We start from the raw sequence: 14,763 nt of genomic DNA, 5'->3' as shown, positions 1-14,763 counted from the left end.
AAAGCCCTGTAAACGGACAATTCCCCGTTACGGGGGCGCGAGCCTGCCTGGCGGGCAGAAAAGAGGCGTGACGCGGGTTGATTATCTTGATACCTGCCCATCTCACCTCCTGTGCGCAATGCGCAACACCTGCAATCGGACCCAAGCGAATGGATGAGACACCCCGTGCGAACGGACCCGCGGCGACGGCCTTCGCCCTGTCGGACCCGGAAAAGAACGTCATCATAGGCGGCGTTCTCCTGTCCATGCTGCTGGCCGCGCTCGACCAGACCATCGTGGCGCCCGCCATGCCGACCATCGGCAAGGCGCTCGGCCATGCCGACTACCTGCCCTGGGTCGTGACGGGCTATCTCCTGACCGCGACGGCGATGGCGCCGCTCTACGGCAAGATATCCGACGTCTACGGCCGCCGCTCGACCATCTTCGCGGCCATCATCATCTTCCTCGCCGGCTCGCTGGTGAGCGCGCTCGCGCCCAACATGCTGACGCTCATCATCGGCCGCGCGGTGCAGGGCCTCGGCGGCGGCGGGCTGTTCGCGCTCTCGCAGACGGTGATCGGCGACCTCGTGCCGCCGCGCGAGCGGGCGCGCTATGCCGCGTGGATCTCCGGCACCTGGGCCGTGGCGAGCGTCGCCGGGCCGCTACTGGGCGGCACCTTCGCCGAGCATCTCCACTGGTCGCTGATCTTCTGGATCAACATCCCGCTGGGGCTTGCGGCGCTGGCGATCATCAACAACCCGCTGAAGAAGCTGCCGGCCGTCGCGCGCTCGCACAGCATCGACGGCGCGGGCGCGGCCCTGCTGGTGACCGCCACCGCGCTCCTGCTGCTCGCCCTCAACTGGGGCGGCAGCCGATACGACTGGCTGTCGCCCGCCATTCTCGGCCTGCTCGGCTGCTCGGCCGTCTTCTGGCTTCTCTTCGCCTTCCGCCTGCGCCACGCCGACGAGCCGCTGATCTCGCTGGAAGTGCTCGGCAATCCCATCGTGCGCTACGGTACGCTCGCCATGTTCATGGGGCAGACGGCCGGTATCGGCCTCTCGGTCTATATCCCGGTCTACGGGCAAGCGTTCCACGGGCTTACGGCCGGCAGTTCCGGCTTCGTCATGCTCGGCCTGCTGCTCGGCACCGTGTTCGGCGCGACGACCAGCGGGCGGACGATCCCGCATGTCACCCACTACAAGCGGCTCGCCGTCGCCGGCGGCCTCTTCAGCGTGCTTTGCCTGATCGCGCTGGCCTTCCTTTCGGGGCGGACGTCGCTGTTCTCGCTGGAGCTCCTGATCTTCGGCACCGGCTTCGGCTCGGGCATGACGTTCCCGGTCGCCACCGTCTCGGTGCAGAACGCGGTGGACCAGGCCCATCTCGGCGTCGCCACCGGCGCGCTCACCTTCCTGCGCTCGCTCGGCGGCGCCCTCAGCGTGGCGCTGCTCGGCGCCATCGCGCTTGGCAACGGCCTGCCGCTCGGCGGCGAGCACCTGGCGGCGGCGGCCGTCGGGGCCAGCGCCGCCTCGGCAACGGCCTTCACCTATATCTTCATCGCCTGCGCCGCCTCGACGGCGGTGGCGCTCGTGCTCTTCCAGCTCATGCCGGAAAAGCCGCTGCGCGGCCGCGAGACGGAGATCCCGCCGATCATGGAGTGACGCTGCGTCACTCCATGACGGCGCTGTGGTCCATCGCCGGTGCCGCCTGCGGCTTCTTCAAGAGAAGGACGAGCGGCATGACGGCAAGCGACATCAGCATCAGCAGCTTGAAATCGTCCATATAGGCGATGATCGTCGATTGCAGCGTGATGACGTCGTTGAGCGCGGCGCGTCCGGCCGCCGTCAGCGGGCTGAGGCCCTGCGCCGCCACCGCGTCGAAGGCGCGGTTGAACGGCGTCACATAGGCGGCGATGGACTCGTGGTTGCTCTGCGTGTTCTCGACGATCAGCGCCGTCACCACGGAGATGCCGACGGACGAGCCGATGTTGCGCGAGAGGTTGTAGAGGCCGGTGCCGTCCCCGCGCATGTGGGCGGGAAGGGTCGAGAAGGCCATCGTCGTCAGCGGCACGAAGAGGAAGCCGAGCCCGGCGCCCTGGATGAAGCCGACCGAGACGATCGTCCATTGCGAGATGTCCGGCGTCCAGCTCGTCATGTCGTACATCGCCCAGGCGGTGAGCCCGAGGCCGAGCGCCAGCAGCCAGCGGGAATCCACCTTGCCGATCAGCCGCCCGACGATGAACATGCACAGCATCGTGCCGAGGCCGCGCGGGCCCATGACGATGCCCGCCGTGATCACCGGATAGCCCATCAGGGTCTGCAGATAGGGCGTCATCAGCGCCAGCGAGGCAAGGTAGGTGATGCCGATCACGAAGATGAAGATCATGCTGATCGTGAAGTTCTGGTCGAGGAAGAGCCTTGGATTGACGAAGGACTTCTCGCTCGTCAGCGTGTGCACCAGCAGGAGATAGAAGGCCGCGGCGCAGACGATCGCCTCGATCATGATCTCGCCGGAGGAGAACCAGTCGAGCTGCTCGCCGCGGTCGAGGAAGAGCTGGAGCGCGGCGATGAACAGGCTCATCAGGGCGAAGCCGAACCAGTCGAGCTTGGCCAGCGCATCCCGCTTGGTCTCGCCGACGAAGACGACGATGCCCATGAAGGCGAGCGCGCCGATCGGCACGTTGATGTAGAAGACCCAGCGCCAGCTTATGTTGTCCGTCAGCCAGCCGCCGAGCACCGGCCCGAGGACCGGGCCGACCATGACCGAGACGCCGAACAGCGCCATGGCCGAGCCGCGCTCCTCGACGGTGTAGATGTCGAGGAGAATGCTCTGCGACAGCGGCACGAGCGAGGCGCCGAACAGGCCCTGCAAGAGGCGGAAGGCGACGATCTGGTTCAGCGACTGCGCAAGCCCGCAGAGGACCGACGCGCCGACGAAGCCGGCGATCGCCGCCAGCAGCACGCGCTTGCGGCCGAACTTCGCCGCAAGGAAGCCCGACGGCGGCGTCATGATCGCGGCCGCCACGATATAGGAGGTCAGGACCCAGTTGATCTGGTCCGCCGAGGCGGAAACGCTGCCCTGGATATAGGGCAGCGCGACATTGGCGATGGTCGTGTCCAGCGCCTGCATGATGACGGCAAGGATGACGCAGGCGGTGATGGCGCCGCGATTGGCGACCGTCACCGCCGGGGAAGCGGCGGAACTAGCCATGGGTCTTGCCGGTGAAACGGTCCAGGAGGGACTGGAGGGAATCCGGCAGGCCGCGGGCGTGGCCGGTCTCGACATCGACGACGGTGCTCATGCCGACGCGCAGCGGCGGCTTGTCCGCGCTCTCCTCGATGCTGACGCGCATGGGAATGCGCTGGACGACCTTGACCCAGTTGCCGGTGGTGTTCTGCGCCGGCAGCAGCGAGAAGGACGAGCCGGAGGCAGGGCTGATGCTCTCGACCTTGCCCTTCCAGGTGACACCCGGATAGGCATCGACGGAGATGGTCGCCTCCTGGCCGGGCTTGACGTAGGTCAGCTCGGTCTCCTTGGGGCTCGCGGCGATCCACAGGTGATGGGTCGAGACCAGCGAGAAGGCCTGCTGCGAGGCCTGGAGGTAGGAGCCGACCTGCAGGGCGCTGACATTGGTCACGACGCCGTCGAAGGGCGCGCGCACGACGGTGTGGTCGAGTTCGCGCTCGGCATTGTCGACATCGGACTTCGCCTGGAGATAGAGCGGGTTCTGCTCGACCGGCTGGTCGGCGTCGCCGCCGAGCTGGGCGAGGGTCGCCGCCGCTTCCGCCTTGCTGACCGCCACCTTCTGCCGTGCGGCATCGAGGTTGTGCTTGGCCTCGTCATAGGCCGAGCGGGCCGCCCCGCCGTTCGTCACGAGGTTCTGCTGGCGGTCGAACTGCGCCTGGTAATAGGGCAGGTCCGCCTCGGCCTGGGTGATCTCGGCCAGCGACTGGCGGTAGCTCGCCTTCAGGTTCTCGATCTGGTTGCGCTGGATGCCGAGCTGGGCCTTGGCGCCGTCGAGCTTGATCCGGAACGCATCGGGCCGCAGGCTGAAGAGCTCCTGCCCGGCCTTGATCGTCTCGTTCTCGTGCACGTCGATGCGCTCGACGATGCCGGAGACGTCCGTGGCGATGCCCACCATGTCCGCCTGGATATAGGCGTTGTCGGTCGACATGACCTGCCCGCCGGTGACGTAATAGTAGCCGCCGACGACGAGGGCGACGGGCAGGAGGGCGAAGAGCACCGGGCGCGCAAGCGGGCGCCGGCGGCGCGGCCGGACGGCAACGGGTGTCGCTTCGGCGGCAGCGGCGGCGGAAACCGGGGACGGGGCCTCGGCAACGGTCTCCTGCAAATCGAGGGCTTCGCTCTCGTCGGCAGCGTTCTCATCATCGGAAATGACACGGAAATTGGGTTTGTCAGTCATGCTTTCGCTCTTGTTCGGCAATGGGGGCCTCGCACGCCAGCACGAGGTTGTTCTTGATCTCGGAAAGGACGGTGAAGGTTTCTTCCAGCCGTTCGTCCGCAATGTCCTTCAACGCCTCGGCGCGCGTCGCATCGGCCAGGGCGTGAATCTCGTCGAGGAGCGGGCGCACCTCTTCGCGCAGGTAGAGAAGCCAGATGCGCCGGTCGGTCGGATGGCGCCGGCGCTCGACGAAGCCGCGCTCGCCGAGCTTGTCGAGAACGCGCACCAGCGTGATCGGCTCGATTTCCAGGAGCTCCGCCAGCCCGCCCTGATGAATGCCCTCGTTCTTCGACAGGTAGGCGAGCGTGCGCCATTGCACGCGCGTCAGGCCGAGGCTCTGGGCCCGTTGCTCGAAGCGCTTGCGTACCAAGCGGCCGATATCGGCGAGGAGGGAGAGAGACTGTGTGGAACTCATAGATGCGATTATCATTAGCGCCCTAATAATATGGTTGTTTAGCACACAAAACCGGGCCGCGCAATATGCGCCGGCCCGGTTTCGTTCATCGGTTACTGGGAGGATAACGGCGGCTCAGCCCGTGCCGGCGGCGCGGCGCATCTGGTGCCCGGCAAGATGGCGGCGGTCGTCGAGGCTCGAGCAGACGACGGCAAGCGCAATGCCGATGGCCGCGCCGAGGAGCGTGTCGAGCACGCGTTCCGGCACCATCGCCAGCCCGGCGGCGTGGGGCGCGGCAAGGTAGCTCATGAGCAGCGCCATCGGCGTCACGAGGATCTGCCCCAGCGCATAGTTGGCGCCGATGATCATCTCGGTGGCGAATTGCAGGCCGGCGAGCAGCGCGATCACCGTAAAGAGCGAGGGCGCCTGCTGCAGGATCAGCCAGACGAGGACGGCGCCGATCGCCGTGCCGAGCGTGCGCTGGAGGGCCCGGTTCATGCTGATGTGCAGGTGCGGACCCTGCATGACGACCATCGCCCCGAGAACCGCCCAGGCGGGATGGGCCGCGCCGAGGGCATGGGCGGCAAGGGCCGCGACCAGGGAGCCGAGCGCGATGCGCAGGCCGGCAATCGCCCTGTGGCTTGCCGGCCGCAGCGGTTCGGGCGCAGGCACGCCCTCCCCGCCGGCCTTGCGGCGGAAGATTTCCGTGGCGCTGCAGATGAGCCAGGCCAATGCCGCGACGGCGGCGGTGGCGAGCGCGCGTTCGGCGACCTCCGCTCCCGGGGCCGCATGTCCCATGGAGGCGCCGGCCGCGAAGACGAAGATGAGCGCCCCCGGCGGGCCGAACCGGCCCGTGGCGACGACGAAGAAGAACAGGCCGGACAAAAGCGCCAGCAGGAGAAGCTGGCCTACGACCGGCAGTCCCGACCACGCCGCCAGCGACATGACCAGCACGGCGGCAACCTGCCAGAAGGCGCATTGCAGCACGACGCGGCCTCGCCCGCCGCGCGGCGCGAAGCGGCCGAACAGGGCGACGAGCGCCCCCAGCGAGGCGAAGCCGATGAGATGCGGCCAGGGGGAGAGATGGACGAGCGGCAGCGCCACCAGCGCCGTGAGGGCCGCCTGCAACCCGGCAAGCGCCGAATTGCGCCAGGCCTGCTGGGCCGAGAGCGCCATGCTTTCGCGGAACTGCCGCGGCTGCAGCAGGTGGCGCGCGGCGTCGATCCGCCGGGCGGGAAATGCCGCGCTCGATGGGCCCTGCGCGCTCATTTCGACGTCTCCTTGCGGCGGCGCACCTGCATGGCGGCAAGGCGCTCCTCGATCTTCTCGAAATGCCGCAGCATGGCCGCGATGTCGGCGTCCGAAATATCGGCCAGCATCTCCTCCTCGCCCCTGGCCAGCTCCCGGCGGATCGCGGCGACCCGCTTCTCGCCGTCTTCGGTGAGGAAGATCAGCCGGGCACGGCTGTCGTTCTCGTCGACGCGCCGCTCGGCCAGCCCCTGCCGGCAGAGGATATCGAGCAGGCGCACGAGGCTGGAGCCGTCGATGCCGACCAGCGCGGCAAGCTCCTTCTGCGTCACGCCGCCGCCGGTTTCCTGAAGATGGATCAGCGGCGCCCAGGTGGCGTCCGACAGGCCGGCCTCGGCAAGGCGCTCGTCGAGCGCACGCCGCCAGCGGCGGGCGAGCAGGGAGAAACGGATGCCGAAGCGGGCGCGGGGCGATGATGGTTTCGTGTTCATGGAGCCGTTAAACAGCAAAATGATTTGAATTGCAATACAAATCATTTTGCTGTGCCGCGCCTTCTCCCCACGCCAAACAAAAAGGCCGGAGACTTGCGGTCCCCGGCCCCGTCGTTCCTTCTCTCAGAGAAGGTTCTCTTCCCTGAACGCGGCCTGCACCTTCGGCCGCGCCACGACGCGCTCGCGCAGCTTCAGCGCCTTCGGATAGGCGGACAGGTCGATCTTGAGGCTGACACCCCAGCCGATGACGACCGAGGCATAGGCGTCGGGCTGCGTGAATTCCGCGCCGAGCCAATAGAGCTGCCCTTCCGGCAGCATGGCTTCGAGCTGCCCCATGCGGCGGTTGATGTTGGCGAGAACGCCGGCCTTCGCCTCTTCGCCGAGGTTGGGCGCGAAGAGGCCGCTGAAGGCGGCATGGAGGTCCGAGCAGAAGCCGAGCGCTTCCTGAAGGCGCGCCCGCTCCAGCGAACCATAGGCCGGCTTGAAGGCCGCGATGTCGGAATGGTCGCCGATATATTGCAGGATCGCCGCGTTCTGGGTGACGACGACGCCCGGCTCGACCTCGAGCGCGGGAACGGCGCCGCGCGGATTGATCGCGAGGTAATCGGCCTGGTGCTCCGTCTTCTTCGTCTTCAGGTCGACGGCTTCCAGCTCATAGGCAAGACCGGATTCGCTCAGGACGATATGCGGCGCGAGCGAGCAGGCGCCGGGCTTATAGTACAATTTCACGGAAGTCTCCTATCGGGTCATGACGGCCGGCTTCTATCAAGTCCCGCACGCCCGGCAACGCGGATACCTACACTTCTTCGTGTAGACGGCCGCCGTCTCGCGGTGCCGAAACCCGCGGAAAGGCGGCGGCCGGAGGCAATTACCCCGGTTTTCCACGAAAGATCTTACTCCTAAAATTGAAAGTCTTGTTCGCTTTCAACGAAAGCCTCCCCATGGCGGGCAAGGGAGTGTCCATTGCAACCATATGTTTTCGTTCGCCATTCGATCTGCGAAAAGGCAAAAATCCGGCCCGTTTCTCAACGCGCGGCGCGCGGCGGGAAGCGCGGGCGAGATTGACACCTCACGGCCGCGGGCTCACCTTCCGCGCCATAGTGTTCAACACGTCAGGGAGGGGACAAGGATGACGCTACCACTCGATGCATCGCCACAACTGTACAACGAGGACCTCGCGCCCGCGAAAGTGCGCAACTGGGGGGCCTTCTCGATCTTCAACGTCTGGACGTCGGACGTGCATAGCCTGTGGGGCTACTACCTCGCCGCCAGCCTGTTCCTGTTCTGCGGGAGCTTCCTGAACTTCATCGTGGCCATCGGCATCGGCTCGCTGATCATTTTCGCCCTGATGCACATGGTCGGCCTTGCCGGCGTGCGCACGGGCGTGCCCTTCCCGGTCCTCGCCCGCGCCTCCTTCGGCATCTGGGGCGCGAACTTCCCGGCGCTGGTGCGCGCCATCGTCGCCTGCTTCTGGTATGGCGCGCAGACGGCGGCCGCCTCGGGTGCCATCGTCGCGCTGCTCATCCGCAACGAAAGCATCCTGCAGTTCCACCAGTCGAGCCACATGCTCGGCCATTCGACGCTGGAGCTCATCTGCTACATCATCGTATGGGCCCTGCAGCTCCTGATCATCCAGAACGGCATGGAGACGGTGCGCAAGTTCCAGGACTGGGCGGGGCCCGCCGTCTGGATCATGATGCTGCTTCTCGCCGTCTATCTCGTCGTCAAGTCCGGCGGCTTCTCCTTCAGCCACACGATTCCGATGGACGTGCTGCTCGACAAGACCAAGGACGCGGGCGTGCCGGGCACGCCGGGATCGTTCGCCGCGCTCACGGCGGTCGCCGCGATCTGGGTCACCTATTTCTCGGCGCTCTACCTCAATTTCTGCGACTTCTCGCGCTATTGCCCGAGCGAACGGTCGCTGACGGTCGGCAACCTGTGGGGCCTGCCGGTCAACCTCGTGCTGTTCTCGCTGGTCGCCGGCGTGACCACCATCGCCGCCTACAACGTCTACGGCGAAGTGCTGCTCTACCCCGACCAGATCTCGGCCAAGTTCGACAGCGTCTTCCTGGCGCTGCTTGCCGCGGTGACCTTCGCGGTGGCAACGCTCGGCATCAACGTCGTCGCCAACTTCGTCTCGCCGGCCTTCGACTTCGCCAACGTCTTCCCCAAGCACATCGACTTCAAGAAGGGCGGCTACATCGCGGCGCTGATCGCGCTCGTGCTCTACCCCTTCGCCCCGTGGGAAGGCGGCGCGGCGCACTTCGTCAACATGGTCGGCAACACGATGGGCCCGATCTTCGGCGTGATGATGGTCGACTACTACCTCATCCGCAAAGGCCGGGTGAACGTCGAGGCGCTCTACCGGGAAGACGGTGAGTTCCGCTTCGAGAACGGCTGGCACGTCAACGCGCTGATCGCCGCCGGCATCGGCATCGTCTTCTCCTCGATCCTGCCGGGCCTGACGTCCATCATGCCGTCGTGGTGGGGCGTCTACGGCTGGTTCTTCGGCGTCGCCATCGCAGGCGTGATCTATTACGGCCTGCGCACCGCCAAGATGGGCAAGCCCCTGCCGGCCTGACCGGCCGCACGGCAACCGCCGACAACCGAGGCCCCGGATGCGTCGCAGCCGGGGCCTTTCCACAGGCTCATGTTCCCTCTCCCGCTTTCCGTGAAAAAAGGCATAGTGAGCGGCCCAGCCACGGAGGTGCGGATGCTCGTTGGAATCACCATCCTTCTCGTCTTTCAGTTGATCGGCGAAACCGCCGCCTATTTCCTCGGCGGCTTCGTGCCCGGGCCGGTCATCGGCATGGCGATGGTGGCCGTGGCGCTCGTGGCGACCGGCGGCGTGGCGCCGCTGCAGCCGGCCCACCGGCAGACCCTCGAAACCTCGCGGGCGATCCTTGCCAATCTCGGCATCCTCTTCGTGCCGGCCGGCGTCGGCATCATCCAGCACTTCGACCTCATCCGCGACCGGGGCCTGGCGCTTCTTGCCATCATCGTCCTGTCGACGGTGATCACGCTGGCGGTGACGGTCTGGGCCTTCCTCCTCGTCAAACGGCTGACCGGAGGTTCTGTCGATGAATAGCGGTCTCTGGGTCTATCTCGCCACCTCGCCCCTCCTCTGGCTCGCCGGCACGCTGGTCGTGTGGCTCGCCGCCACGCGCATCGCCGCGCTCAGTCCCGGCAATCCGCTGCTCAACCCGATCATGCTGTCGATCGCCGCCATCGCCGCGGTGCTTCTTCTTTCCGGCGTCCAGTACGGCACCTATTTCGAGGGCGCGCAGTTCATCCATTTCCTGCTGGGGCCGGCGACCGTCGCGCTCGGCATTCCGCTTTACGAGAAGCTCGCGCTGGTGAAGACCAACCTCCTGCCGATGCTCGCCGCGCTTATCGCCGGCAGCCTTGCAGCCGTCGGCTCCACCGTCTTCCTCAGCCACCTCTTCGGCTTCTCGCCCTCGGTCGTCGCCTCGCTCGCGCCGAAATCCACCACGGCGGCCGTCGCCATGGCCATCTCCTCGGGCCTTGACGGCGATCCGGCGCTGACGGCGGCGGTCGTCGTCCTCACCGGCATCTGCGGGGCCATCGTCGTCACGCCGATGATGAACGCCATGCGCATCAGGGACTACAGCGCCCGCGGCTTTGCCGCCGGCCTTGCCTCGCACGGCATCGGCACGGCGCGCGCCTATTCCGTCGATCCGGTGGCGGGGCTCTTCTCCGGCATCGCGATGGGGCTCAACGCCGTCCTCACCTCCCTCATCGTCCACCTCTTTCTCTAGGCGGAGGCCGGCCGCTTCTCACCGGCGGTTAACGATTTCACGATAGGAATTGACAAAAGGAAGCCTCAGCACGTCGGTGGCGAATATGGGAAACCCAGCAGAAGACGCGGAACGGGACGTTCTCCAGCCCGTTTGCGATCTGGCTTCGGCGCCGCAATCCACGCTCTATTCCCTGCTGGGCCGCCTGCGCGCCGCCCTCACGGGCCCGTCCGACACGAAGGCCATCGACCAATTGCAGCGGCAGGTCGAGCATCAGGCAGCACTCCTGCGCCGGGCCGAGGCGGCGCTTGCCGGCGTCGACATCTTCGAGCGCGCCTCCGCGGCCGCCCGCATGGGCATGTGGCAATGCGAGCTGCCCGGCGAGCGGCTTACCTGGAGCGGCGGGACCTACGACATCTTCGGCGTCCGGCACAGCCACGGCCTCGTGCGCAGCGACATCCTGAAAAGCTATTCGGAGGAATCGCTCGCCCGCCTGCAGAAGGTGCGGGGCGGCGCCATCGCGGCCGGGGCCGGCTTCCGGCTCGATGCCGAAATCCACAGCGCCGAATTCGGCACGCGCTGGATCCGGATATCCGCCACCGTCGAGCGGCGGAACGGCGAGCCGGTCCGCCTTTTCGGCGTCAAGCAGGACATCACCGAGGAACGGACGGTGTTCGAGCACATGCGCCAGCTTGCCGAACACGACGTGATGACGGGCCTTGCCAACCGCACGCAGTTCCAGGTGCGGCTCGCCGACCTCTGCGAGACGGGCGGCGCGCTGATGCTCATCGACCTCGACGGGTTCAAGGAGATCAACGATACGCTCGGCCACGCCTTCGGCGACGAATGCCTGATCGAGTTCACCCGCCGGCTTTCGGCGACCTGCGCCTCGGCCGACCTGATCGCCCGGATCGGCGGCGACGAGTTCGCGGTGCTCTTCGGCCCCTCCGCGGACCTGCGGACGGTCGAGCGCAGCGCGCAGCGCGTGGTCGAGGCGGCAAGGGCGCCGATGACCTGCTCGGGGCGAGTCTTCACCATCAGCGCCTCCCTCGGCATCGCCTTTGCCGGAGAGGAGACGCCGGACGCCCTCTTCATGCGGGCGGACCTCGCGCTCTACGCCGCCAAGGCCGCCGGCGGCGACACGTTCCAGCGATCCGCCTGACGGCGCTGCGGCCGGGGCGGATATCCAGCCCGGCCGCATATGGTCCAATGTCGGGAGTTGAGGCGGGCTACTGGAGCTTCGCCGCGCCTTCCTGCGGCCAGCCGCCCATCGAGGCGTAGCGGATCCAGTCCTCGCCGCGGGTCGTTTCAAGCGTGTCTGCAGCCGTCTTCAGGAGGTCGTCGAACTTCGCCTGGTCGGCGAGGATCACCGCGCCGGCCCGGATCGACAGGGGATAGCGCACGCCGGCCGGGAAGAAATCGAGGCCGGTGACATTGTCGTGGATGCGGTTGGCGACGCCCCTGGCATCCGCCTCTCCCGCGCCCGGCAGGAAGACGCCGAACTGGTTGCCGGAGATGCGGCCGACGATATCGCCCTGGCGGACGGTGCCGCGGATCGCCCCGGCCACCCGGGCAAGCGCCTCGTTGCCCCAGCTATAGCCGAAGCGGTCGTTGACCACCGGGATATCGTCGAGATGGATGAGGAGGATGGTGCCGCGAGTGGCGCCGTCCTCGACGGTGCGGCGGCCGGCATAGGTCTCGACGAGCGCCGAGAAGGTGGGCTCGTTGAGGCAGGCCGTCAGCCCGTCGCGCTGGCCGAGGCGCTGGACTTCCCGGCGCAGGAGCTCGACCCGGTTCGCCATGCGGCTGCAGACGTAAAGGAGCGGCAGCGCGACGACGAGGGCCGCAACGCCGGCAAGGATGGTGCTGCCCGTCACGGATGCCGTGGGCGAAACCGCATTGGCGATGGCGGAGACGGCAAGCCCCAGCCCGAGCGCGGCCGCGCCGCCGCCGGCCAGCCATGTGGCCGTGGTTCCTCGCGGGGAAAAGGTTTCCTGCAGATCTCGCATGCCCATCGTCCGTCTCTCTCCGATGTCCCTGTATTGGCGAGAGCTATAAGGCAGGGGGGTAAAACCGCGGTTTCCGATACCTGTCGAATTCTAGCAATAAGCGATATAAATCGGGCCAGTTCAACGGAGAGCCCTTCCATGCCGGCGTTTCGGTCTCGTCTTTCGCCCGGTCGCCTTGCGATCCTTTCCGCCCTGCCGGCCCTGCTGCTCGCCTTTCCCGCCCCAGCGGAACAGACGGTCCGCCAGTTCGACGCGAGGGCCGGCAAATGGGTCGTGCGGCGCATCGACAACGCCAGGCTCGCCGGGCGCCTGAACGCCGCGCCGATCGCAGCGCGGAACGTCGCCTATGCCGGGGAATTCAAGGCCGGCACCGTTATCGTCGATACGCAGAAGCGGCGTCTCTTCTACGTCAACGGGAACGGCACCGCGCGCGAATACGTGATCGGCGTCGGCCGCGAGGGCTTCGCCTGGAAAGGGCGCGAGAGGATCAGCCGCAAGGCGGAATGGCCCGTCTGGACGCCGCCGGCCGAGATGGTGAGCCGGGAGGCGGCGAAGGGGCGGATATTGCCGGCATCGATGGAGGGCGGCCCCGAAAATCCCCTCGGGGCCCGGGCGATCTACCTCGGCGATACCCTCTACCGCATCCATGGAACCAACGAACCGTGGACACTCGGCAAGGCCGTATCCTCGGGTTGCATCCGGATGGCCAACGACGATGTGGTCGAACTGTTCGATAAAGTGGATGTCGGAAGCCTTGTCGTCGTGCGGTAATACGCGGGAAAATGTGGCAGAATCGCCACAAGGTTGTAGATAATATCGCATTGTTCTGATGCTCGTGCGGGGACCGATTGCCGCTTGCCTTTGGGCATGCCTAAGATGAAGTTAAGAGAATCTGGATGCCGGCTTTGCACGTCTGGCATATGTAATGGGGTTGGGGGCATGCATAAGTCGTTACTGGGCGCCGTTTCGGCAGCTCTGCTGGTTGGGGTGGCGTTTTCGCCGGTCAACGCGAATGCCCTCACGCTGAAAGAAGCGATGGCGGTCACGCTTGAGTCCAATCCCGAGATCGGACAGGCCAACGAGAACCGCGAGGCCACCGAATTCGAGCTGCGCCAGGCGCGCGGCCTTTACCTTCCCAGCATCGACCTCGAAAGCGGGGTCGGCATCGAACGGCTCGACAGTGCCTCGCGGCGCCTTGGCGGGCTTGACGACGACCCGCTCTATCCCGCCGATGTCGGCCTTTCCGTGACGCAGAAGCTCTTCGACGGCGGCGCGCGCCGGGCCGAGCTGGAGCGCCAGGCCGCCCGCGTCGACAGCGCCTCGTTCCGCGTGCTCGAGCGCTCCGAGACCATCGGCCTCCAGGTCGTGCGCGAATATCTCGAAATCATGCTGCAGGGCGAGATCGTCCAGGAATCGCGCCGCAACATGGCCGTCCACCAGCAGATGCTCGGCGACATCGGCGCGCTCATCTCCGGCGGCACGCTGACCGACGCCGACCGCCAGCAGGCACAGGAGCGGCTCCTGGCCGCCAAGGCCCGCACGAAGGAAGCCGAAGAGGAGCTCGAAGGGGCCAAGACGCGCTTCCTGCGCCTCGTCGGCAAGCCGTTCAGCAATGCCTCCATGCCGCCGTCCATGGCCTCCTTCCTTCCCAAATCGCTCGACGAGGCGATCGGCATGGCGCGGGCCAACAATCCGCGCATCAAGGTCGCCAATGCCGATATCGACGCGGCCGACGCGATGGTGAAGGCCTCGCGCTCCAACCTCTTCCCGGAGATCTACCTGGAAGGGCGCGCGCGCACCGGCATGGACATCGACGGTGCCGACGGTCGCACGTCGAGCCTGCAGGCCCGTGTCGTGGCCAAGTGGAACCTCTACCGCGGCGGCATCGACATCGCCAACGAGCAGGAGCAGATCCGGCGCGCCAGCGAGCAGCGCCTCGTGCTGCACCAGAGCTTCCGTGAAGTGGAGGAAGCGGTGCGTATCTCCTGGGATCGCCGCATCCGCCAGACGGAACTGGCCGCAACGCTCAGGCAGCAGGCGCAGGCGAACGGCAACCTGGTGGAATCCTACCGCGAGCAGCTTTCCGTCGGCCGGCGCTCGCTGCTCGACGTGCTCGGCGCGCAGAACTCGCGCTACACCGTCAACGTGCTGTCGAAGACGGCGCAATATGCCGCGCGCTTTGCCGAATACCGCATCCTTGCCGCCAGCGGCATGCTGCTTTCCAGCATGAACCTTGCCGCGGCCAAGCAGTCCGAGGCCTATGCGCGCGAGGAATTCCACGTTCCGGAAACCGCGCCGGCCGAAACCTATCGCCGCATGCCGTCGAGGCAGGTCAACGACCTGCCCCTCGACCTCCTGGCGACCATGAAGTGACGAGCCGAAAGCAGCACGCATGCCTTGCCGCGACCCGATTGGCGTGAGCCGG

14 protein-coding genes are annotated in these 14,763 nt (G+C 66.8%); 7 read left to right on the top strand and 7 right to left on the bottom strand.

All coding sequences use genetic code 11. From position 1 onward, the window contains the following. Positions 1–149 precede the first annotated feature (149 nt). Positions 150–1,637 carry an MDR family MFS transporter gene (locus HNQ66_RS15390; RefSeq protein WP_184145049.1) on the top strand — a complete coding sequence of 496 codons (1,488 nt, stop codon included), beginning with the start codon at positions 150–152 and terminating at the stop codon, positions 1,635–1,637. Positions 1,638–1,644: 7 nt separating this feature from the next. Here the strand turns inward: HNQ66_RS15390 and HNQ66_RS15385 are convergent, their stop codons facing one another. From HNQ66_RS15385 to gst, 6 genes are all read right to left on the bottom strand, one after another. After that, the gene (locus HNQ66_RS15385) at positions 1,645–3,186 is read right to left on the bottom strand and encodes a DHA2 family efflux MFS transporter permease subunit (protein WP_184145048.1); all 1,542 of its coding nucleotides are present in this window, start codon (positions 3,184–3,186) and stop codon (positions 1,645–1,647) included. Continuing rightward, positions 3,179–4,399 (bottom strand): HlyD family secretion protein, encoded by a 1,221-nt coding sequence (locus HNQ66_RS15380; RefSeq protein WP_184145047.1) that lies wholly within the window; start codon positions 4,397–4,399, stop codon positions 3,179–3,181. Before HNQ66_RS15380 ends, HNQ66_RS15385 begins: the two co-directional genes overlap by 8 nt. Beyond that, positions 4,392–4,853 (bottom strand): MarR family winged helix-turn-helix transcriptional regulator, encoded by a 462-nt coding sequence (locus HNQ66_RS15375; RefSeq protein WP_184145046.1) that lies wholly within the window; start codon positions 4,851–4,853, stop codon positions 4,392–4,394. Before HNQ66_RS15375 ends, HNQ66_RS15380 begins: the two co-directional genes overlap by 8 nt. A gap of 114 nt (positions 4,854–4,967) precedes the next feature. Continuing rightward, the gene (locus HNQ66_RS15370) at positions 4,968–6,101 is read right to left on the bottom strand and encodes an FUSC family protein (protein ID WP_184145045.1); all 1,134 of its coding nucleotides are present in this window, start codon (positions 6,099–6,101) and stop codon (positions 4,968–4,970) included. Next, complete coding sequence (locus tag HNQ66_RS15365) at positions 6,098–6,571, bottom strand: MarR family winged helix-turn-helix transcriptional regulator (protein WP_184145044.1); 474 nt, start codon at positions 6,569–6,571, stop codon at positions 6,098–6,100. The genes HNQ66_RS15370 and HNQ66_RS15365 overlap by 4 nt, the downstream gene beginning before the upstream one ends. Positions 6,572–6,694: 123 nt before the next feature. Next, positions 6,695–7,300: a glutathione transferase gene (gene gst / locus HNQ66_RS15360; protein WP_184145043.1), complete on the bottom strand. Its 606-nt coding sequence runs from the start codon at positions 7,298–7,300 to the stop codon at positions 6,695–6,697. 400 nt (positions 7,301–7,700) lie between these two features. On the opposite strand from gst, the gene HNQ66_RS15355 reads away from it, so the two are divergent. The 4 genes from HNQ66_RS15355 (at position 7,701) to HNQ66_RS15340 (ending at position 11,491) form a co-directional block, all read left to right on the top strand. Continuing rightward, on the top strand, positions 7,701–9,152 hold the full coding sequence (locus HNQ66_RS15355; RefSeq protein ID WP_184145042.1) for an NCS1 family nucleobase:cation symporter-1: 1,452 nt from the start codon (positions 7,701–7,703) through the stop codon (positions 9,150–9,152). 132 nt (positions 9,153–9,284) lie between these two features. Beyond that, positions 9,285–9,659 carry a CidA/LrgA family protein gene (locus HNQ66_RS15350; RefSeq protein ID WP_184145041.1) on the top strand — a complete coding sequence of 125 codons (375 nt, stop codon included), beginning with the start codon at positions 9,285–9,287 and terminating at the stop codon, positions 9,657–9,659. After that, positions 9,652–10,350: an LrgB family protein gene (locus HNQ66_RS15345; RefSeq protein WP_184145040.1), complete on the top strand. Its 699-nt coding sequence runs from the start codon at positions 9,652–9,654 to the stop codon at positions 10,348–10,350. The genes HNQ66_RS15350 and HNQ66_RS15345 overlap by 8 nt, the downstream gene beginning before the upstream one ends. An 85-nt stretch (positions 10,351–10,435) precedes the next feature. Further along, the gene (locus tag HNQ66_RS15340; protein WP_184145039.1) at positions 10,436–11,491 is read left to right on the top strand and encodes a sensor domain-containing diguanylate cyclase; all 1,056 of its coding nucleotides are present in this window, start codon (positions 10,436–10,438) and stop codon (positions 11,489–11,491) included. A gap of 67 nt (positions 11,492–11,558) precedes the next feature. Here the strand turns inward: HNQ66_RS15340 and HNQ66_RS15335 are convergent, their stop codons facing one another. Continuing rightward, entirely contained in the window at positions 11,559–12,338 is a 780-nt protein-coding gene (locus HNQ66_RS15335) for a GGDEF domain-containing protein (RefSeq protein ID WP_184145038.1), read from the bottom strand. 138 nt (positions 12,339–12,476) lie between these two features. Here HNQ66_RS15335 and HNQ66_RS15330 point away from each other — a divergent pair, with 138 nt between their 5' ends. Beyond that, complete coding sequence (locus HNQ66_RS15330) at positions 12,477–13,109, top strand: L,D-transpeptidase (protein WP_184145037.1); 633 nt, start codon at positions 12,477–12,479, stop codon at positions 13,107–13,109. A 168-nt stretch (positions 13,110–13,277) separates the two neighbouring features. Beyond that, positions 13,278–14,711, top strand: coding sequence for a TolC family outer membrane protein (locus HNQ66_RS15325; protein ID WP_184145036.1), 1,434 nt, complete (start codon positions 13,278–13,280; stop codon positions 14,709–14,711). Positions 14,712–14,763: the final 52 nt, after the last annotated feature.

This window comes from Shinella fusca, assembly GCF_014203155.1.
Taxonomy (GTDB): Bacteria; Pseudomonadota; Alphaproteobacteria; order Rhizobiales; family Rhizobiaceae; genus Shinella; species Shinella fusca.
Note: the sequence above shows the minus strand (reverse complement) of the source record. Positions and strands in the feature narration are given on the sequence as shown.

Coding starts and splice junctions, on each gene's coding strand:
- HNQ66_RS15380 (WP_184145047.1), bottom strand. CDS start 4,399: ATGACTGACAAACCCAATTTCCGTGTCATTTCCGATGATGAGAACGCT.
- HNQ66_RS15370 (WP_184145045.1), bottom strand. CDS start 6,101: ATGAGCGCGCAGGGCCCATCGAGCGCGGCATTTCCCGCCCGGCGGATC.
- HNQ66_RS15325 (WP_184145036.1), top strand. CDS start 13,278: ATGCATAAGTCGTTACTGGGCGCCGTTTCGGCAGCTCTGCTGGTTGGG.
- HNQ66_RS15390 (WP_184145049.1), top strand. CDS start 150: ATGGATGAGACACCCCGTGCGAACGGACCCGCGGCGACGGCCTTCGCC.
- HNQ66_RS15365 (WP_184145044.1), bottom strand. CDS start 6,571: ATGAACACGAAACCATCATCGCCCCGCGCCCGCTTCGGCATCCGTTTC.
- HNQ66_RS15385 (WP_184145048.1), bottom strand. CDS start 3,186: ATGGCTAGTTCCGCCGCTTCCCCGGCGGTGACGGTCGCCAATCGCGGC.
- HNQ66_RS15345 (WP_184145040.1), top strand. CDS start 9,652: ATGAATAGCGGTCTCTGGGTCTATCTCGCCACCTCGCCCCTCCTCTGG.
- HNQ66_RS15335 (WP_184145038.1), bottom strand. CDS start 12,338: ATGCGAGATCTGCAGGAAACCTTTTCCCCGCGAGGAACCACGGCCACA.
- HNQ66_RS15350 (WP_184145041.1), top strand. CDS start 9,285: ATGCTCGTTGGAATCACCATCCTTCTCGTCTTTCAGTTGATCGGCGAA.
- HNQ66_RS15375 (WP_184145046.1), bottom strand. CDS start 4,853: ATGAGTTCCACACAGTCTCTCTCCCTCCTCGCCGATATCGGCCGCTTG.
- HNQ66_RS15340 (WP_184145039.1), top strand. CDS start 10,436: ATGGGAAACCCAGCAGAAGACGCGGAACGGGACGTTCTCCAGCCCGTT.
- HNQ66_RS15355 (WP_184145042.1), top strand. CDS start 7,701: ATGACGCTACCACTCGATGCATCGCCACAACTGTACAACGAGGACCTC.
- HNQ66_RS15330 (WP_184145037.1), top strand. CDS start 12,477: ATGCCGGCGTTTCGGTCTCGTCTTTCGCCCGGTCGCCTTGCGATCCTT.